Origin of the sequence: Duganella zoogloeoides (assembly GCF_034479515.1) — a bacterium.
Lineage (GTDB): Bacteria > Pseudomonadota > Gammaproteobacteria > Burkholderiales > Burkholderiaceae_D > Rugamonas > Rugamonas zoogloeoides.
The window spans coordinates 4,050,090-4,069,197 of record NZ_CP140152.1 but is presented as its reverse complement, the minus strand read 5'-3'; the positions used below and the strand labels follow the sequence as shown (position 1 = coordinate 4,069,197).

Annotated in this window: 17 protein-coding genes and 1 tRNA gene; 7 read left to right on the top strand and 11 right to left on the bottom strand. The window is 64.3% G+C overall.

The features are described from left to right. Positions 1-43: 43 nt before the first annotated feature. Positions 44-793 (top strand): SIMPL domain-containing protein, encoded by a 750-nt coding sequence (locus SR858_RS17955; protein ID WP_051120257.1) that lies wholly within the window; start codon positions 44-46, stop codon positions 791-793. Between the two features lie 101 nt (positions 794-894). After that, positions 895-1,761, top strand: coding sequence for a CDP-diacylglycerol--serine O-phosphatidyltransferase (pssA, locus tag SR858_RS17950; RefSeq protein ID WP_019920369.1), 867 nt, complete (start codon positions 895-897; stop codon positions 1,759-1,761). A gap of 81 nt (positions 1,762-1,842) precedes the next feature. Here pssA and SR858_RS17945 read toward each other — a convergent pair whose 3' ends face one another. Beyond that, positions 1,843-2,328 (bottom strand): hypothetical protein, encoded by a 486-nt coding sequence (locus tag SR858_RS17945; protein WP_019920368.1) that lies wholly within the window; start codon positions 2,326-2,328, stop codon positions 1,843-1,845. 340 nt (positions 2,329-2,668) lie between these two features. Here SR858_RS17945 and SR858_RS17940 point away from each other — a divergent pair, with 340 nt between their 5' ends. Genes SR858_RS17940 through SR858_RS17930 form a run of 3 tightly spaced genes read left to right on the top strand, consistent with a single transcriptional unit; the run spans position 2,669 to position 4,198 of the window. Continuing rightward, positions 2,669-3,013: an NIPSNAP family protein gene (locus tag SR858_RS17940; protein WP_019920367.1), complete on the top strand. Its 345-nt coding sequence runs from the start codon at positions 2,669-2,671 to the stop codon at positions 3,011-3,013. 55 nt (positions 3,014-3,068) lie between these two features. Next, positions 3,069-3,503: an antibiotic biosynthesis monooxygenase family protein gene (locus SR858_RS17935; RefSeq protein WP_019920366.1), complete on the top strand. Its 435-nt coding sequence runs from the start codon at positions 3,069-3,071 to the stop codon at positions 3,501-3,503. Beyond that, positions 3,500-4,198, top strand: a complete 699-nt coding sequence (locus tag SR858_RS17930; protein WP_019920365.1) for an ArsR/SmtB family transcription factor — start codon at positions 3,500-3,502, stop codon at positions 4,196-4,198. Before SR858_RS17935 ends, SR858_RS17930 begins: the two co-directional genes overlap by 4 nt. Before the next feature lie 236 nt (positions 4,199-4,434). Here the strand turns inward: SR858_RS17930 and SR858_RS17925 are convergent, their stop codons facing one another. Next, on the bottom strand, positions 4,435-5,508 hold the full coding sequence (locus SR858_RS17925) for a TonB family protein (protein ID WP_084669796.1): 1,074 nt from the start codon (positions 5,506-5,508) through the stop codon (positions 4,435-4,437). A 165-nt stretch (positions 5,509-5,673) separates the two neighbouring features. Next, positions 5,674-6,486, bottom strand: coding sequence for a hypothetical protein (locus SR858_RS17920; protein ID WP_019920363.1), 813 nt, complete (start codon positions 6,484-6,486; stop codon positions 5,674-5,676). A 264-nt stretch (positions 6,487-6,750) separates the two neighbouring features. On the opposite strand from SR858_RS17920, the gene rpsO reads away from it, so the two are divergent. Both rpsO and pnp read left to right on the top strand, forming a co-directional pair. Then, positions 6,751-7,020, top strand: coding sequence for a 30S ribosomal protein S15 (gene rpsO / locus SR858_RS17915; RefSeq protein ID WP_026637007.1), 270 nt, complete (start codon positions 6,751-6,753; stop codon positions 7,018-7,020). A gap of 223 nt (positions 7,021-7,243) precedes the next feature. Further along, positions 7,244-9,364 (top strand): polyribonucleotide nucleotidyltransferase, encoded by a 2,121-nt coding sequence (gene pnp, locus SR858_RS17910; protein ID WP_019920361.1) that lies wholly within the window; start codon positions 7,244-7,246, stop codon positions 9,362-9,364. Positions 9,365-9,435: 71 nt separating this feature from the next. On the opposite strand, the gene SR858_RS17905 is transcribed toward pnp, so the two are convergent. The 8 genes from SR858_RS17905 to fdxH form a co-directional block, all read right to left on the bottom strand. Beyond that, positions 9,436-10,857 carry a PQQ-dependent sugar dehydrogenase gene (locus SR858_RS17905; protein ID WP_019920360.1) on the bottom strand — a complete coding sequence of 474 codons (1,422 nt, stop codon included), beginning with the start codon at positions 10,855-10,857 and terminating at the stop codon, positions 9,436-9,438. Between the two features lie 184 nt (positions 10,858-11,041). Then, positions 11,042-12,613, bottom strand: a complete 1,572-nt coding sequence (locus SR858_RS17900) for a methyl-accepting chemotaxis protein (RefSeq protein ID WP_322533696.1) — start codon at positions 12,611-12,613, stop codon at positions 11,042-11,044. 232 nt (positions 12,614-12,845) lie between these two features. Then, positions 12,846-12,941, bottom strand: a tRNA-Sec gene (locus tag SR858_RS17895). A 9-nt stretch (positions 12,942-12,950) separates the two neighbouring features. Further along, positions 12,951-14,840, bottom strand: a complete 1,890-nt coding sequence (gene selB / locus SR858_RS17890) for a selenocysteine-specific translation elongation factor (RefSeq protein ID WP_019920358.1) — start codon at positions 14,838-14,840, stop codon at positions 12,951-12,953. Next, positions 14,837-16,345: an L-seryl-tRNA(Sec) selenium transferase gene (gene selA / locus SR858_RS17885; protein WP_051120272.1), complete on the bottom strand. Its 1,509-nt coding sequence runs from the start codon at positions 16,343-16,345 to the stop codon at positions 14,837-14,839. The genes selB and selA overlap by 4 nt, the downstream gene beginning before the upstream one ends. 17 nt (positions 16,346-16,362) lie before the next feature. Further along, positions 16,363-17,376, bottom strand: coding sequence for a formate dehydrogenase accessory protein FdhE (gene fdhE / locus SR858_RS17880; RefSeq protein ID WP_019920356.1), 1,014 nt, complete (start codon positions 17,374-17,376; stop codon positions 16,363-16,365). A 151-nt stretch (positions 17,377-17,527) separates the two neighbouring features. Beyond that, positions 17,528-18,187, bottom strand: coding sequence for a formate dehydrogenase subunit gamma (locus tag SR858_RS17875; RefSeq protein ID WP_019920355.1), 660 nt, complete (start codon positions 18,185-18,187; stop codon positions 17,528-17,530). Then, positions 18,174-19,097 carry a formate dehydrogenase subunit beta gene (fdxH, locus tag SR858_RS17870; protein WP_019920354.1) on the bottom strand — a complete coding sequence of 308 codons (924 nt, stop codon included), beginning with the start codon at positions 19,095-19,097 and terminating at the stop codon, positions 18,174-18,176. The genes SR858_RS17875 and fdxH overlap by 14 nt, the downstream gene beginning before the upstream one ends. Positions 19,098-19,108: the final 11 nt, after the last annotated feature.

Genomic DNA, 19,108 nt, shown 5'->3' with positions numbered 1-19,108 from the left:
ATGGTAGAGTCCAGGTTGCCTTTATATCAACCAGGAGACTGCCATGATGTCCAGACTTGTTGTTACCGCCATGCTTTGCGCCGGTGCCGGTACCGCCCACGCAGCCGCACCGGCACCGTTACCGAGCACGGGCATGTTGATCGTCCTGCCGGCCACCGGCACGGTACGCCAGGCCAACGACCAGGTCACCGTCATCATGACGGCCGAGGAAACCAACAAGGACAAGGCGGTCGCGCAGTCGCGCGTCAACCTGAAGATGAAGCAGGGGCTGGCGCTGCTCAAGCAGGCCGATCCGCAGGCCAGTTTCAAGACCGAATCGTATTACACCTATCCCGTCTACCCCGAGCAGACCAATCCGCCAGCCACCCAGCCGCGCGTGCCCAACGGCTGGCGCGTCACCCAAAGCCTGCGCGTGACCACCACCAACCTGGCCGCCCTGCCCAAGACCGTCGCCGCCGGGCAGGGGGTGCTGGGGCTGTCTAATCTGTACTTCGGCCTGGCGCCGGCCACGTTCCTGAAGCTCGACGACGAGCGCATCGCCGCCACCTACGCCAACCTGAACCAGCGCGTGCGCGCCGTGGCTGCCGCCATGGGCCGCGATCCCGCCGACGCCGTGGTGGAAGTGATGGATTTCGAGGGTTCCGGCAATTACGCTGGCAGTGCGCCGCCGGCGCCGCCGCCTGCTCCTGCCGCACTGGCGCGGGCTGCGGCGCCGGCAGTCGAGGAGCCCAGCTTCGAGCCGGGCGAAACCACCCTGAATATGCGCGCCGTGGGCAAGGTGCGCTTCAAATAGAAAAGTCGCTGCACAACCAGGGGCCGGGATGCGGCCCCTTTTTTATGTTCGGCTCCTCTATAATGATGACGCAACAAGAACATTAACCGTACTGGAACCCTATGCCGAACTTCCCGCGTCGCCGCGCCAAGAACGCCGCTGCCAAAGCCAAACTGCCCAAGACGTCGCGTTTCAGCCGTTTTGCGCGCAGGGCCAGGGGGGAAGACCTCGACCGTCCCCGCCCGCGCGGCATCTACCTGCTGCCCAACGCCTTTACCACCGCTGCGCTGTTCTGCGGTTTTTACGCCATCGTCATGGCGATGAACCAGAAATTCGAATACTCGGCCTGGGCGATTTTTATTGCCATGGTGCTTGACGGTCTCGACGGCCGGGTCGCGCGCCTGACCAACACCCAGAGCGAATTCGGCGCCCAGTACGACAGCCTGGCCGACATGGTCTCGTTCGGCGCGGCACCGGCGCTGGTGATATACGAATGGTCGCTGCGCGGCCTGGGCAAACTGGGCTGGATCGCCGCGTTTGTCTATTGCGCCGGCGCCGCGCTGCGCCTGGCCCGCTTCAACACCAACATCGCCGTCGTGGACAAGCGCTTCTTCCAGGGCTTGCCATCGCCGTCGGCCGCCGCGCTGGTGGCCGGCTTCGTGCTGCTGATGGTGGACCAGGAAGTTTCCGGCCTCGAGCTGGCCTGGGTATCGTGGGGCATCGCCGTATTTGCCGGCCTCACCATGGTCACCAATGTGCCGTTCTACAGCTTCAAGGACGTCAACTTCCGCAAGTCGGTACCGTTCATCACGGTGTTCCTGATCGCGCTGTTCTTCGCCCTGATTTCAATCGATCCGCCCAAGGTGATGTTCCCGCTGTTTATCGCATACGGCCTGTCAGGCTACGCGGTGCTGGTCTGGCGCCTGGCCAAGGGCAAGCCCGTCAGCGTGATCCAGACCGAGATCGAGGATGACGATAGACGCCACTGACGAGGCGGCCCGTGGCACGACGGTCAGCGGCCGCCTGATAAGGGCGCAGCGCATGCAGAAGCGGCGATCGCGGCCGGTGGCTCAGCGGGTTTGCGAGCCGGACTGCTGATTGCGTTCGCCGCTGCCGCTGCTGGATTTGTGTTTCGTGCTGTGGCTCTTGCGTTTCGATTGCGGGTCGGTGCTGGTGCCCGTGGTGTCGCTGGCACTATTGCCGCTGCTGCCGCTCCCCATGGATTGGGTACTGCCGGAACCGCCGCTGCTGCCGGAACTTCCGCCACTGCCGCTGGCGCCACTGCCCAGGGTACCCGACTGTCCCGCGCTGCCGGACCGGCCGCTGCCGCCGCTTTGACTGCTGCCGCCAGCGCTGCCGCTCTGGGCGCTACCACTGGCGCCGCCCTGGCCGCTGCTATTGGTAGTGCTGCCGCCGCCCTGGCTGCCGTTGCCGGACTGGCCACTGCTGCTGCCGGACTGGCCGCTGCCGCTGCCACTACCCGTGGCGCCGGTTTGCGCCACGGCGCTCGCGCTCATCAGGATTGCTGCAATCCATGCTGTCAGTTTGGTCTTCATGCTGGCTCCTTTTTGCTAGGTGTGATGGAGCGACCATTGTTTCATCGTGCCAAACGTGTTTGAGTAGGAGGGAGGCGCAGCGCTAAGTCGGATAGATGCCGGCAGCGCATGGCAGGGCCGGCGTTGCCCGCCGTCGCATGCGCCCTGCTGCTTGCTCGGGCCTTGGCCCCGCTGCCATGGTAGCGCGAGGCGCTGCCTCCTTGCCGCCGACCAAGCGGCGCCGCCACGCGGCAGACTCGCTGTTGCTCCAACTGCGCACAAATAATACTTCGTTCCAGGCCGAAGCATGCCTATCCCCGCCTGGTTATCCTGTCCGCTGTTTCCATTACCAGGGGCTGACATGACCATCACTTGTTTCATTCGCTACCAGATCGACCCGTTCCAGCGCGATGCCTTCCGCCTGTATGCCGAAAACTGGGGCCGCATCATTCCGCGCCTGGGCGGCCACTTGCTTGGCTACTTCCTGCCGCACGAAGGCACCAACGACGAGGCGTGGGGGCTGGTGGCTTTCGAGTCGCTGGCGGCTTACGAGGCCTATCGCGCCAGTCTGCGCGCCGACGACGAGGCGCGGGCCAATTTCGAGCTCGCCCGCAGTCAGCGTTTCATCCTGCGCGAGCAGCGTACTTTCGTGGAGGCGGTCGATGGCGCGTTCTGCCTGCCGCCGCTGGCGCTGGTGGCACGGTGAAGCAGGCGCCGCTGGCCTACAATGGCGCCACCATATTCTTCCCGGAGGGCGCGCAATGATCGCCGTCATATTTGAAGTCGTGCCGAGCGCGGCTGGCCGCGCCGAGTACCTGGCGCGCGCTGCGCAGCTGGGGCCGCTGCTGGCGCAGGTCGATGGGTTTATCTCGGTCGAGCGCTATACCAGCATCAGCGATCCGGACCAGCTGCTGTCGCTGTCCTTCTGGCGCGACGAGGCGGCGGTGCGCGCCTGGCGCGAACGCGAGGCGCACCGCGCCGCCCAGTCGGCCGGCCGCGCCGGCGTGTTCGAGCATTACCGCCTGCGCGTGGCCGAGGTCGTGCGCGACTACGGCCTGATGGCGCGCGAGCAGGCGCCGCCGTTTCAGCCGCCGCGTGTGTGCGCCACGTCGGCCCCCTCGGCCACGCCGACCACGCCAGTCATGCCGACCAAGCCAGTCATGCCGACTATGCCTCCTGCGCCGGACCCGGCATGAACACCGCCGCGCAACCACGCTTTGCCCGCGTGGCCGCCGCCATCGGCGACCCCACGCGGGCGCTGATGTTGTCGCGCCTGCTCGACGGCCGCTACTACACCGCCACCGACCTCGCCACCCACGCCGGTGTCGCCGCGCCCACCGCTTCGCAGCATTTGAAGCTGCTGGTGGACGAAGGCCTGGCCCGCGTGCGCGCCCAAGGGCGGCATCGCTATTACATGCTGGCCGACGCCAATGTCGCGCACGCGCTGGAAGCGTTGCTGCGCGTAGCCGACGGCGCGCTGCCCGAAACCACGCGCTGGCAGGCGCCGGCCATGACCGGGCTGCGCCACGCGCGCACGTGCTATGGCCACCTGGCCGGCGTGCTGGGCGTGGACCTGTGCCGATGTTTCATCGCGCGCGGTTGGGTTACGCCGGGCGCCCACGATTATCCGCTGACACCGGAAGGCCGACGGCGCCTGCTGGCGCTGGGCGTGGCGCTGCCCGCCGAAGGCGTGCCGGCAAGGCGGCAACTGTACGGCTGCGTGGACTGGTCGGAGCGGCGCGATCACTTCGCCGGTCCGCTGGCAGTGACGCTGCTCGAGAATTTTATCGAACGCGGATGGTTGCTGCGCAGCAGCGACAGCCGCGCGCTGGCGGTGCCGCCCAGCGGCAAGCTGGCGCTGGCCGAGTTGTTTGGCGACGACAGCGGCTGAGGCCGCTGCGCCATCCACGCCAACCTGCAGCCTGTTCCCGGAGGAGGCATGCAGGCAGCAGCGCAGCTTGCGGACGTTTATCGGCCGGCAGCTGCTGCGCTCGCCGTGGGCGCTTCACTTGCTTCCTGCATCAGGCGCTTGGCCCGCTCGGGGTTCTTGTTCACACCACGGCCGTTTTCGTAGAAGCCGGCCAGTGCGCTTACACGCCATTACATGCCACTAGGAAATTTTCATAGTTATTTGTCAGGGTTCGCCTGTGCCTCGGACTCTGCCCTGGCTTTGCGCTTGTCGGTCTCATCAGCGGCATCGCGCCAGAGTTTGGCCAGTGCCGCATCCTGCTTGATGCCTTTGCCGTTGGCATAGGCCAATCCGAGTTCGCGCTGGGCCGGGCCGATCCCGGCGATTGCCGCTGGCCGGAAGTGTTCCACCGCCAGCTCGTTACTTTGCGGCAGGCCCCGGCCGATCGCATAGCTTTCGGCCAGCATCCAGTGGGCGTTGTTGTCACCCTTGGCCGCCGCCTGTTGCAGCAGGGCCGTGGCGCGCGGCAAGTCTTCGCTGCGTCCGCTGTCGAGCAACTGCACGCCCGCCAGCGACATTGCCTCGGGATGCTGTTGCGCCACCGCGCGGTCCATCAGGGGCTGGGCTTCTGCCATTTTTCCTTGTGCCATCAGTACCCGCGCCAGCAGGTACTGGCCTGCCGGGTGGTCTTGTGCTGCGGCCTTGCGCAGCCAGTCCACGGTCTCGTCCGAGGCATTGTTGAAGCGGGTGGAACTGATTTGCGTGAGCGCCATGGCCACCTGCGCGCCAGCCAGGCCCTGGTCGGCGGCGCGCCGTATCCACTGCGTACCGGCTTCCACATTGCGTTTGCCGGCACGGCCGCTCAGATAAATCTTGCCCAGTTCGAACTGGCTGGCAGCGGCGCCCTGGCGCGCGCTGCGTTCCATCGCCGACAGTTCCGACGAGCTCAGGCCCTGGTTTTCGAACGACCAGACGTAGGCGATGCGTGCCCATGCGGCGATGGGCTTGCCGTCTTCGATGGCGGGCTTGAACTGGCACAGCGCCAGGCCCTCGACGGAAGCGCGGTCGAGGCGCGCAAAACCGCTTGAACGCAGCACGGTCGTCTCGTTCAGCTTGCCGTCTGCGCCCACCAGGAACGCCACGATCACGCGGCCCTTTTCCAGCGCACGCAGCGACTCGCGCGGCCATGCCGGCTTTTCGCAACTGCCGGGCTGGATATGGGCCATGGAAGTGGCCGCCATGGCTGGTAGCACAAACAGGGACAGCGCCAGCACTGCGAGAGCTTTTTTCATGGGAATGAAATAGGTTTATGAATGACAACAATTCTACATGTTGCCAAAACCGCAAACGCTGGGAGGTGTAAAAATAATCAATCGAATGATTGATAGGCAAGCAGGGGAGTGTGGCACGCGCGGACAAGTCCACGCGTTGCCACAGCAAGCGAACAGCGTGGAAGATCAGAAGCGCACTTTGAGGTAGGCAGCAGGGCCGTTCAGGCGCACGTTGACAGCGGTGTCGTCGCGGTCGCGGCGCAGGCTGATCTTGGAGGCCGTGTATTCCGCCACCACGCCGACCATCGGCGTCACATACCATTCCATGCCGACCGAGCCGCCGTAGATATGGCCATTGACGTTGCCGCCGTTTTTCTTGATGCCATTGGCATTGGCATAAAAGCGTGCTTCTGGCGAGAACTGGTGGCGATAACCGAGTTCCAGCAGCGGCGCCCAGGCGCTTTCGCTTTCGTCGTAGCGGGCGTTACCGGAAATGCCGTTGATCGAACCATTGGCCGTGCCCTCGATACCGGCGCGGTAATAGGCGCCACCGATGCCGATGCCGAACACGTCATTGCCCTGGCCCAGCCACCATTTGTAGGCGATGCTGGCCAGGTCCAGGCGCAGCTTGGCGTTCAGGCGGCCGTTGCCGGTCAGCGGCTGGCCGTTGAAGTTGGTGCTGCCGGACAGGCCGGGGTTGTAATCTTTGTCGTAGCGGTAGTAGTCGAAGTCGAAGCCATGCGAGTCGCCGATCAGTACCGAGGCCTTGACGCGCGGCAGGGTGGTTTTATCGCCCTTGTAGGTGCCGGTGTCGATGCGGCCGTACTCGGTATCGCCCTCGACCTTGATGCGCGGCTCGGTGTAGAACGCACCGACCGACAGGCTGGCGCGGTCCAGCGCCGGCGATGGCTGGGCAAACGCCAGCGCGGAGACAGTGGACAGCGCCAGCAGGGAGGCGGTATAGATGGCGGTACGGGCGGACGGGGTGCGGAAAGACATGACTACTCCATAAAAAAAGTTGCGTGACGGTATGGGCGGATCATATCAATCACACAGTTGATTTAACGTCGGCGCACTCCCAAGCTACACGTGGGACTGCTCCTACTCAGGAGCAGGCAGAATATTCAGCAATTGTCGTACTCAATGAGTACATGCCGGCCATTTTCCGCTATACTTGCGGGTCTGGTCTTTTCGGACCAGTTTTTTTGAAATCACGGTGGGCAGGGTTCAGACTCCGCGCACCGCATGTTAAAGGTAAATATCATGACCGTAGAAAACATCAACAAAGCCGCGATCATCGCGGACAACGCCCGTGGCCAAAAAGACACCGGCTCGCCAGAAGTGCAAGTTGCACTGCTGACCGCCCGCATCAACGAACTGAACGGCCACTTCAAGGCCCACAGCAAGGATCACCACTCGCGTCGCGGTCTGATCATGATGGTTAACCGTCGTAAAAGCCTGCTGTCGTACCTGAAGAACAAGGATGCTACCCGTTACCGCGATCTGATCGCCAAACTGGGTCTGCGTAAGTAATTTTATTGCGCCCTTAGCTTCAAAAGAAATGCCTGCGCCAGTTTACTGTCGCAGGCATTTTGTCATTTGTGCAGACGAAAAAATTGCTAGCTGGAATAGTCATTTGACAAGCTGGCATGGTGTTAAGAGCAAGTGTAGCAAAGGCGGCAGCCACAGATGCCGCCCGTGGTGAGGTGAACGACAGCGCCTGAAAATCTGTCGGCAAATAGAAAGGGATTTACCCATGTTTAATAAAGTTACGAAAACCTTCCAGTACGGCCAGCACACGGTCACGCTGGAAACCGGCGAAATCGCTCGCCAAGCCTCTGGCGCAGTGCTGGTGTCGATTGAAGACACCGTCGTACTGGCTACCGTGGTGGCGCGCAAGGATGCCAAGCCGGGCCAGGACTTCTTCCCGCTGACCGTCGATTACCTTGAAAAGACCTATGCAGCCGGCAAGATTCCCGGTGGTTTCTTCAAACGTGAAGGCCGCCCTTCGGAAAAAGAAACCCTGACGTCGCGTCTGATCGACCGTCCTATCCGCCCGCTGTTCCCAGAGGGCTATATGAACGAAGTGCAAGTGATCATTCACGTGCTGTCGGTCAACCCGGAAATCGATCCTGACATCGCTTCGATGATCGGCGCTTCGGCCGCATTGTGCGTGTCGGGCGTGCCGTTCAACGGCCCGATCGGCGCTGCCCGCGTGGGTTACGCCAATGGCCAGTACATTCTCAACCCAACGGTTGAACAGCTGAAAACCTCGCAGATGGACCTGGTCGTTGCAGGTACCGAAGCGGCCGTGCTGATGGTGGAATCGGAAGCCAAGCAGCTGTCCGAAGAAATCATGCTCGGCGCCGTGGTCTTTGGCCACACCCAGATGAAAGCTGTCATCGACGCCATCCATGACCTGGTACGCGACGGCGGCAAGCCGGAACAAGTGTGGACCGCGCCAGCGAAAAACGAAGCGCTGATCGGCCGCGTGACCCACTTCGCCGAAGCGAAAATCCGCGAAGCGTATCAAACCCGCGACAAGCAGGCACGTACCGACAAGCTGCGTTCGATGCACTCGGAAGTCGTCGCTGAACTGGGCGCCGAAGCGGCTGCCGCTGGCGCCGTGTCGCCGGACGGCGTCGAAGTTGGCAACATCCTGTTCGACATGGAAGCCAAGGTCGTGCGTTCGCAGATCCTCGAAGGCGAGCCACGCATCGACGGCCGCGACACCCGCACCGTGCGTCCGATCTCGATCCGCACCTCGGTCCTGCCGCGTACCCACGGTTCGGCACTGTTTACCCGTGGCGAAACCCAGGCCCTGGTCGTAGCAACCCTGGGCACCGCCCGCGATTCGCAAAAGATCGATGCACTGATGGGCGAGTTCACCGACTCCTTCATGCTGCATTACAACATGCCACCGTTCGCCACCGGCGAAACCGGCCGCGTCGGTACGCCGAAGCGCCGCGAAGTCGGCCACGGCCGCCTGGCCAAGCGCGCGCTGATCGCTGCGCTGCCGGAAGCTGACGAGTTCAGCTACGCTGTGCGCCTGGTGTCGGAAATCACCGAATCGAACGGTTCGTCGTCGATGGCGTCGGTCTGCGGCGGCTGCCTGGCGCTGATGGATGCCGGCGTGCCGATGAAAGAGCACGTGGCCGGTATCGCCATGGGCCTGATCAAGGACGGCGGCAAGTTTGCCGTGCTGTCGGACATCCTGGGCGACGAAGATCACCTGGGCGACATGGACTTCAAGGTTGCTGGTACCCGCAACGGTATCACCGCGCTGCAGATGGACATCAAGATCCAGGGCATCACCAAGGAAATCATGCAAGTGGCACTGGCGCAAGCCAAGGAAGGCCGCGAGCATATCCTGGGCGAAATGCAAAAAGCCATGCCAACCGTGAAAACGGAACTGTCCGATTTCGCACCGCGCCTGATCACCATCAAGATCAATCCGGAAAAAATCCGTGACGTAATCGGCAAAGGCGGCGCCGTGATCCGCGCGCTGACCGAAGAGACCGGCACCCAGATCGACATCAGCGACGAAGGCGTGGTCACCATCGCTTCCGTCGATGCTGCTGCCGGCCAGGAAGCCAAGCGCCGCATCGAAGAACTGACCGCGTCGGTTGAAGTAGGCAAAACCTACGACGGTACCGTGCTGAAACTGCTGGACTTCGGCGCCATCGTGCAAGTGATGCCAGGCAAAGACGGCCTGTTGCACATTTCGCAGATCGCCAACGAGCGTGTGAACGCCGTGGCCGACTACCTGAAAGAAGGCCAGCAAGTGCGCGTCAAGGTCCTGGAAACCGACGACCGCGGCCGCCTGAAGCTGTCGATGAAAGCTGCTGCTGAAGAAGCAGCTGCTGCTGCGCAGTAATCTGAGTTAGCTCAGCAAAAAAGCCGCCTGGTGTCACCCGGGCGGCTTTTTTTTCGTCCTGTTTTTCTTCCTTATTTACCTTCATAAGTTATGCGGAAAATGCGGCCACCAAAATCGTCCGACACCAGCATCGAGCCATCGGCCAGCGTGGCGATATCGACCGGGCGGCCCACGACTTCCTCGTCGCGTAGGAAGCCGCTGATGAAGGCCGTATCGCTGACGACTTTGCTGTTGTAGAGCGTAATCAGGCGCACCTCGTAGCCGCTCTTGGTGGTGCGGTTCCATGAGCCGTGGTTGGCCACGTAGACATTGTTGCGATACGCTTCCGGGAACTGCTTGCCTGTGTAAAAGGTGAGGCCGAGTGGTGCCACGTGCGGGCCCAGCTTGGCGACCGGTTCGACAAACTCTTCGCACTGGCGGCCCGCGCCGAATTTCGGGTCGGGCAGCACGCCGCCGTGGCAGTACGGGAAGCCGAAGTGCAAGCCGGCTTTGGGCGCGATATTGAGTTCGCACGATGGCGTGTTGTCGCCCAGTTCGTCGCGGCCGTTATCGGTGAACCACAGCGCTTTCGTTGTAGGGTGGAAGGCGAAGCCCACCGTGTTGCGCACGCCCCGTGCGTATTCTTCGAGGCCGCTGCCGTCGGCGTTCATGCGGTAGATCTTGGCGTGTTTGGTGTCGTCGGTGTCGCAGATATTGCACGGGGCGCCGACCGGGATGTACAGCTTGCCGTCGGGGCCGGCCTTGATGATTTTCTCGCCGTGCCATTTGTCGTTTGGCAGGTTCACTTTCACCACGGCGTACTTCGGCTGTTGCGCGTAGTGTTGGTCGATATTGTCGAAGCGGATCACGCGGCCGATTTCACCGACGTAGAGCGCGCCGTTCAGCAGCGCCACGCCGATCGGGTTTTCCAGGCCGGAAGCGATGGTGATGACCTCGGCTTTCTGGCCGGCGCGCGGTACCAGTGCGTACACCTTGCCGGCCTTGCGCGAGCCGACATACACGATGCCGCTCGGCGACACCGCCAGGCTGCGCGCGGCATCGACGCCATCGGCGTACACACTGATACGGAAACCTTGCGGCAGCTTGAAGCCGGAAAGATCAATGCCGTCGGCATCGGCCGCCGTGGCTGAGGTTGCTGCTGTGGCCGCCTTAGATGCAGCGGCCGCCGTGGCTGCCGTGGCCGGCGTTGCCATGGCCTTGGCGCTTGCCGGTTTCGGACCGGCCGCCACGTAATCGGCCAGTAGCGCGATCTGGGCGTTGGTCAGTGCCGGCGACCAGGCCGGCATATTTTTCTCGGGCACGCCCTTGGCGATGATCTTGACCAGGTTGTCCCTGGTGGGCGCGCCGTGCAGCCATTCCTTGTCCACCAGCGACGGTCCGACCGCGCCTTCCATCCTGGCGCCGTGGCAGATCGCGCAGTTTTGTTGGTAGAGCTTGTCGGCGGTGAGCTTGGGTGCGTCGGAAGAAAATGCGGAAGCGGTGACGAAAGCCATGCTAATAGCGGCGGCTGGCAGAGCAATCTTGTGCATGAAAGTTTCCCAAATAAATGACTGCGCATTGTGCCATTAACTTGGAAGGGCGGAGCGGTTGACCGTCGCCGCAAACGCATGAATCGCCATCCTGGCAACGCGGGGATGACGGAGCTGCAGCTTGCGGTTTTGTTGGTTCCCCGGTATTTTAGCTGCCCAGCGCCAGGCGGCGGCTTGCCGCTGCCGGGGCTGCACTGCGTTTGGCAGCAGGACGCACCGCTGCCGCCGGCGCGAAACCGGCATTGTCCAGCTTGAACACGCTGACCAGCTGCGCCAGGTGCGTCGATTGGCCTTGCAGCGATTCGGCCGCTGCTGCGGCCTGTTCCACCAGCGCCGCATTCTGCTGCGTCACGCCGTCCATCTCGCCGATGGCCTGGTTGATCTGGTCGATGCCGGCTTCCTGTTCCAGACTGGCGGTGGCGATCTGCTCCATGATGTCGGAGACGCTGCGCACGCTGTTGACGATCTCTGTCATGGTGTTGCCCGCCTGGTCCACCAGCATCGCGCCGGTCGAGATTTTTTCCACCGAGTCGCTGATCAGTTCCTTGATGTCCTTGGCGGCGCTGGCCGAGCGCTGGGCCAGGTTGCGCACTTCGGTTGCCACCACGGCGAAGCCACGGCCTTGTTCGCCGGCGCGCGCCGCTTCCACGGCCGCGTTCAGCGCCAGGATATTGGTCTGGAAAGCAATGCCGTCGATCACGCCAATGATATCCACCACGCGCTTGGACGAGGTGCTGATCGATTCCATCGTGGTCACCACCTCGGCCACCACGGCGCCGCCGCGCACGGCCACATCGGAAGCGCTGGCGGCCAGCTGGTTGGCCTGGCGCGCGTACTCGGTGTTCTGCTTGACGGTGGACGTCAGCTCTTCCATCGACGACGCGGTTTCTTCGAGCGAGCTGGCTTGCTGCTCGGTGCGCGAGGACAGGTCCATATTGCCGCTGGCGATTTCGTCGGAGGCCGTGGCCACCGCCTCGGTGGTGCCGCGTACTTCGCCCACGATGGCGGCCAGGCGGTCGCGCATGGCGGCGATGCTGAACAGCAGGCTGCTGGTGTCGTTGGCGGCCAGGTCCACCCGCACGGTCAGGTCGCCGGCGGCGATGCGGTCGGTGATGCCGGCAGCATAGGCCGGCTCGCCGCCGAGCTGCCTGAGCACCGAGCGCGTGATCAGCCAGCCGAGCAGCAGCGCCACGCCGATCGAGATCGCGGTCAGGATGGCGGTAATGGTGATGGCCTGCACGCTGCGGTCGTGCACGGCCTTGCCGATTTCGTCGATGGCGGCGCGCTGGCGGTCGGCCACGGCACCGATGCTGGCCAGGTAGGTTTCGCTGGCCGGCACGAATTTCTGGTTGATCAGCTGCTTGGTCAGTGCGACGTCGCCGGCATCGCGCGCTTGCATGACGCTTTTGCGCGCGGCCTGGTAGATGTCGCGGTCGGCCATGGCCTTGGCATACAGTTCCTTGGCGCGGGCATCGACCAGGCGTTCGACGATCAGTTTTTGCAACTCGCCGTTGCGCTTGATGGCGCGCGCCAGGCCGTCTTCGAAGTATTTCTGTTCCTCGGGGTCGGTCAAACGGGCGGCCGCCTGCGCACGCTGCACATTGTTCTCGATGCTGCCTTTCCATTCGGTGACCAGGCGCTCGGTCTGCAGCTGTCGCTCGACCAGGTTGTCGGTGTCGTCGGTGACGGTGTTGAGCGCGGTGGAACTGCCGATCGCCACGACCAGCAATAGCGCCAGCGTGGAGCCGAAGCCCAGGGCCAGGCGCGCCCCACTTTCATATTAGCCAGTTTCATAGTAGTCCTCGATGTAAAGTTATCTCTAGTGCAAAATTTATTGCGAATGAGAAATTGTAGCACCGATTCGGGAAAATTGTTCCTTGTGGAAACTGCTGACACGCACGCCAGCCTGTTGACAGGAAATGAATGTAAAAAGATGTAAATAGACGGGGAAATGGCGGAAAGCAGTAGGAGTCGAACCTACAGAGGAACGGCTGACGCCCCTCACCGGGTTTGAAGCCCGGCCCCATCACCGGATGAGATTGCCTTCCTTGGGAGTGCTAGGACCACGTTGTATCGGGTCGCACCATGTGAATATTTCCAACGCGCCGAGTATAGCCGACGCGGTTGAAGAACTCCAATATCTGGATGCCGCGTTTGCGCCCCAGGCCGGTGGCGTCGCGGAACGACGCCGCCTGCACCTGCGGCAGCGTGACCAGCAACTGCGCCAGTTCCGCCAGCGGTTGCGGATGGTAAAACAGGTCGGGTACTACCTGGCTGATCTCGCCGCTGCGCGCCAGCTTGCGCAGCAGGCGCCGTACTTCGGCCTCGGGCATCGCGTGTTCGCGCACCAGGTCGCGCACCCACGGCGGATCGTAGCGGCCTGCCAGCAGCGATCCCAGCAACGGCGCCACCAGCGCCTGTTCTTCCGCGCCCAGTTCCACGCTGTGCTGCGGCAGGTGCAGGCTGCGTCCGCGCCGGGCGATGCGGCCAGCGGCCAGCAGGGTGTCCACCAGCCGGCTCCACAGCCGCTCTTCCATTTCCGGCGAGACGATGCGCTTGAGCCGCCATAACTCCGGCCCGGCGTCGTCCGGCCAGCGCTCGTGGAACTGCGCCAGCGCGGCCAGGATGCGTTCTTCCAGCGCCTGCATGTCGGCGGCGCCGATCAGCAGCGCGTCTCCTCCGGCCAGCGCCACGTTGACGGCGCCCGGCGGCGCGGCGATCAGCGCGGCCGGCAGTTGCGACAGCCGCACCAGCGCCGACACCCGCAAGCCCAGCGCGCTGCGCGCCAGCAGGGCGGCCGTGTCGCCATGGTCGATGAAATCCGCCAGCGCATTGAGCCAGTCCACCCGCGCGCTGCTGCGTCGCTTGCGCGCGGGGCCGAACGGATCGAGCACCACGCCGCCGCCCACGGTGGCCGTGGCTTGCGCGTTACGGATCACGAAGCGGTCGCCCGGCACCGCGTGCACCGGCGCGTCGAGCACCAGCTGCACGCGGCCCGAGTGGCCCGGCGCCAGCGCCTCGTCGTCGAGCAGCACCACGTTGGCCGTGTGGTGGGCGGCGCCCAGGTGCACGTGCAGTGGCGACCACGGTTTGAGTGTGACGCCGCAATCGGGCGTGAGCGTGAGTTCGACATCGATCCGCTGCGAGCAGTCGGCCAATGCCGGCGCGACGATCCAGGTGCCGCGCGCAATGTCTTCCCTGGCCACGCCGCCCAGGTTGAGCGCCAGCCGCTGGCCGGCGCGCCCGGTTTGCGCGGCCTGGTTCTGCGCATGGATGCTGCGCACGCGCGCCTGCTGGCCGCCCGGCGCCAGCGTCACCGTGTCGCCCACGCGCACCGTGCCCGCCAGCGCGGTGCCAGTGACGATGGTGCCCTGGCCGGACAAGGTGAATACCCGGTCCACGCCCAGGCGGAACAGGCGCCGTTCGTCGCTGGCCGGCAGTGTGGCCGCCAGTTGCGCCAGGTAGGCACGCAGGGCTTGCACGCCGGCGTCGTCGGCCTCGGTGGCATTGGTGTGAAAAACAGGTGCGCCAGCGAAGTCGGTCGGCGCCAGCAGAGCGGTGATGTCGGCTTCGATAAGGGCGATCTGCGCGGCGTCGGCGCGGTCGATCTTGGTGAGCGCCACCGCGCCGCGTTTGACGCCGAGCAGGCGCAGGATGGCCAGGTGCTCCAGCGTTTGCGGCATGATGCCGTCGTCGGCAGCCACCACCAGCAGGGCGGCGTCGATGCCGGTGACGCCGGCGGCCATGGTGCGGATGAATTTTTCATGGCCTGGCACGTCGATCACGCCCAGCGTGTCGTGTTCGGTCAGTGCCGTGTAGGCGTAACCGAGTTCGATCGAGATGCCGCGCGCCTTTTCCTCCTTCAGGCGGTCGGTATCGACGCCGGTGAGGGCACGCGTGAGGGTGGTCTTGCCATGGTCGATATGGCCTGCGGTACCGATGATCATGCGCCGGCCTGCTCCAGCAGCGCCAGTTGGGCGACAAACTTTTCCTGCTGTTCGTCGTTCAGGCAGCGCAGGTCGAGCCACAGCGCATCGTGCGCTACGCGGCCGATCACCGGCAGCGGCAAGGCACGCAGGCGCTGTTCCAGCCTGCCCAGCGCGTTGCTGGCTTTACCGTTTGCTCTGATCACCAAACCAAAACTCGGTAACTGGTCCACCGGCAGCGCGCCGCTGCCGATCTGGCTGGTCATGGCCTCGGCGGTCACCGCGTAGCTGGCGCCCAGCGCCGCCTGCAACGGCGCCGCGATCGCTGCCGCCTGCGCGCGCATGGCGGCGGCGGGCCGGGTCAGCAGCTTGAGCGTGGTGAGGCGCTCGGGCAGCAGGTCGGGTGCACGGTACAGGGCCAGCACCGGCTCCAGTGCGGCCAGTGTCAGCTTGCCGACGCGTAGCGCGCGCTTGAGCGGGTTCTTCTTGATCTGCACGATCAAATCCTTGCGGCCGACGATGATGCCGCATTGCGGACCGCCCAGCAGCTTGTCGCCGCTGAAGGTCACCAGGTCGGCGCCGGCGGCTATCGTTTCGCGCACCGTGGTTTCGTGCGGCAGGCCGTACTGCTCCAGGTCCACCAGCGTGCCGCTGCCCAGATCGACGGCAACGTCGATCTGGTGCGATTTGGCCAGCGGCGCCAGTTCGGGCAGTTCCACGCTTTTCGTAAAACCGGTAATTTCGTAATTGCTGCAATGGACCTTCATCATCAGCGCCGTCTGTGGACCGGCGGCCTCCGCGTAGTCCTTCAAATGGGTGCGGTTGGTGCTGCCCACTTCGCGCAGCACGGCGCCAGCGCGCGTCATCACGTCCGGGATGCGGAAGGCGCCGCCGATCTCCACCAGTTCGCCGCGCGAGACGATCACTTCGCGGCCCAGCGCCAGGGTGTTCAACATCAGCAGCACGGCGGCGGCGTTGTTGTTGACGATGGTGGCCGCTTCCGCCCCTGTCAGTTCCAGCAGCAGCTCTTCCACCAGGTTGTCGCGGTCGCCGCGCGTGCCGGTGTCGATATCCCATTCCAGGTTCATCGGCCAGCGCAGCGCCTCGGCCACCGCCTGCACCGCGCTGTCGGGCAGCAGCGCGCGGCCCAGGTTCGTGTGCAGCACGGTGCCGGTGAGGTTGAAGACGGCGCGCAGGTTGGAGCGGTTGCTGCGTTGCAGGCGTTCGGCCAGCATGGCCAGCAGGGCAGGGATGTCGGTGGCGGTGCCAGTGCCGGTATCGATGGCGGCACCGGCGGCTGCGTGCGTGGCCTCGTTGCTGGCAGCGCCGCCCTCCGCGCGCGCGGCCAGCAGCCGGGCGCGCAGGTCGGCCAGCAGTGCGCGCGCCGTGTCCGTGGTCTGGGTGCGGCCATACTGCTCGATCAGCGGCTGGCAGCCGGCATCGGACAGGATCAGGTGCACGGCAGGCAAGCGGATCGCCGGCGCGCTGGACGTCACCGGCGCGGCGGTTGCGGTAGTGGCAGCCATGCTGCTGGCCGGCGCGGTCATGCCGCGTTAAACCACAGCAGCGGATTGCCGCTGGCGCGCGCGTAACCGGCTTCGCTCACCAGTACGTCCAGCGTGAGGCTGGCCAGGTCGTCGGCCAGCGGCTCCACGTTGAAGTCGTGCTCCTGGTTGAAGATCTTGCGATAGGTTTTGCAGTCTTCGCAGGTCTCGGCGCGGGCGACCTTGCTCGGGTCGTTGGCCTTGTTCGCCTTGGCGTCCGTGGCGTCTTCCACCGGTAGCTTGTCGTCGTTGGTTTCCAGGCTCTGGTAGGCGATCTTGCCGGTATGCTCGCAACACGAGCACTTCACGCGCACCATGTGCCATTCGCTGGCGCAGCAGCTGCATTGCAGGTAGCGGTAGCCTTGCGACTGCCCGCCGATGCGGATCACGCTGGCCACCGGGTGCGAACCGCACACGGGGCACAGGGTATTGGTGACCAAGGGCTGCACGCGCGGCGAGTCGAGTTGGGCGGCGCGCCTGGTCCACATCACTTGCAGCGCGGCGGCCACGAACGGCGCATGCAGCGGGTGCACGCCCTCGGTCAGTTCGGCCAGCACGGCGTCGGCGCAGCCTTCCAGTTGGGCCACGTCGAGCGCGCGCAGCTCGGCCAGCACGGCGTCGATCTGCGGCTGGTCCTTGACCGATGCCGCCAGGTGGTCGAGCAGGGCCGCGAACACGGTGCGCCACTCGGGGGGGCGCACGCCGTTGACGGGCAGCGGCGGCATATTGTGATCGATGGAAAGCTTGATGTCGGCCGCCGGTGGCAGGCTGAAAGTCTCGGGCGGCAGTGCGGCGGCAACCGCGCCTTGCGCGTCCACCACGGCCGCCATCAGTTGCAGGTAACCCTGCATGGCTTCGCCGACCGGAATGCCCTTGATATCGTTGTTGGCCAGCTGGCGCAGGCGCGCGGCGCGCGCGGCAAACAGGCTGCGTGCTTCAGGCAGCAGCAGGCGCGGAATGGCAGTGTGATCGAGCGCTTCGATCTGGCCTGGTTCGAGCAAGCGTTGTACCACTAGATTCTCCAGTAGCCGGCGGCAAAAGGGGCGGCCGGGCAAAAATGTATTTTAATCCGAAATTGGAACGGGGGAGCAGGTTGGCTCGGGCGGGAGAGTCCGGGCGCGGCGTGGCGCCCGGACGTGCTGCGGGTGTTACGTCATGCGACCATCAGTCGCGCTGCTTCTTGATCACCGACTCGAACCAGCGCGGGTGGTGCTTGCGCGCCCACCCGTAGGTGACCGTGCCGCGCACCATGGCGCCGATCGAACCCTTGACCCAGAACGCCGCGTAGATATGCACGATGATCGAGCAAATCAGCACGAACGCGCTGAACGCGTGCAGCAGCGCCGCAAAGCGCACCACGTCGATCGGGAAGTAGAACGCGAAGTACGCGCGCCAGATCACGATGCCCGACAACAGCAACCCCACCATGCTGGCGATCAGCACGAAAAACAGGATCTTCTGACCGGCGTTGTACATGCCGATCTTGGGCAGGCGGTCTTCGCGGTTGGTGAGCACATCGCCGATCTGCTTCATCCACTGCTTGTCCGCCTGGTCGATCTTGTTGTGGTGCCAGAAACGGAACACCAGCACCGCGAACGAGATGAACATCACCACACCGAGGAACGGGTGCAGGATGCGGGTCCACTGGCCGCCGCCGAGGAACACGGCCATCCACGATGTCGCTGGATGGAACATGGCCAGGCCGGAGACCGCCAGCAGCACGAAGCAGATCGCCGTGATCCAGTGATTGCTGCGGTCATTGGCGGTGTAACGCTGGATCAAGGGATTGCCGTCCTTGTCCTTCAGCGGATCATGTGCGCTCATTGTGGTCCTCCCGGATGCGTTGTGCTTCGTGCAGCGCCTCGGCTTCCTCTTCCTTGCTCACTTCGTTCGGACCGATGCGCGAATAGTGGAAGAAGCCCGCCAGCGCGGTGGCCGCGATACCGGCCAGCGCCAGCGGCTTGGTCAGGCCCTTCCACAGGCCCACCATCGGGCTGATGGACGGATTCTGCTTGAGGCCATGGTACAGCGGCGCCTTGTCGGCATGGTGCAGCACATACATCACGTGCGTGCCGCCAACGCCGGCCGGGTCGTACAGGCCCGCCTGCGCAAAGCCCCGCGACTTGAGGTCTTCGATCCGCTCCTCGGCATGGTGCTTCATGTCTTCCTTGGTGCCGAAGACGATCGCGCCGGTAGGGCAGGTCTTGACGCAGGCCGGTTCCTGGCCGACGGCCACGCGGTCCGAGCACAGCGTGCACTTGTAGGCGCGGCTGTCGGCCTTGGAAATGCGCGGCACGTCGAACGGGCAGCCGGCAACGCAGTAGCCACAGCCGATGCAGTTCTCCTGGTGGAAATCCACGATGCCGTTGGTGTACTGGACGATGGCGCCCGGCGCCGGGCAGGCTTTTAAACAGCCCGGATCTTCGCAGTGCATGCAGCCGTCCTTGCGGATCAGCCACTCGAGGTTGCCGTCGGTGTTCTCGTATTCCGAGAACCGCATGACGGTCCACGATTGCGGCGTCAGGTCGGTCGGATTGTCGTACACGCCGGTGGTTTCACCCACTTCGTCGCGCAGGTCGTTCCATTCCATGCAGGCCGTCTGGCAGGCCTTGCAGCCGATGCACTTGGAGACGTCGATCAGCTTGGCGACCGTGCCGGTGACCGGGGTGCGGGCCACCGGCGGCTGCACCGTGGTGGCCGACAGGCGTTTGATATCTAGCGATTGTAATGACATGTTTTAATCTC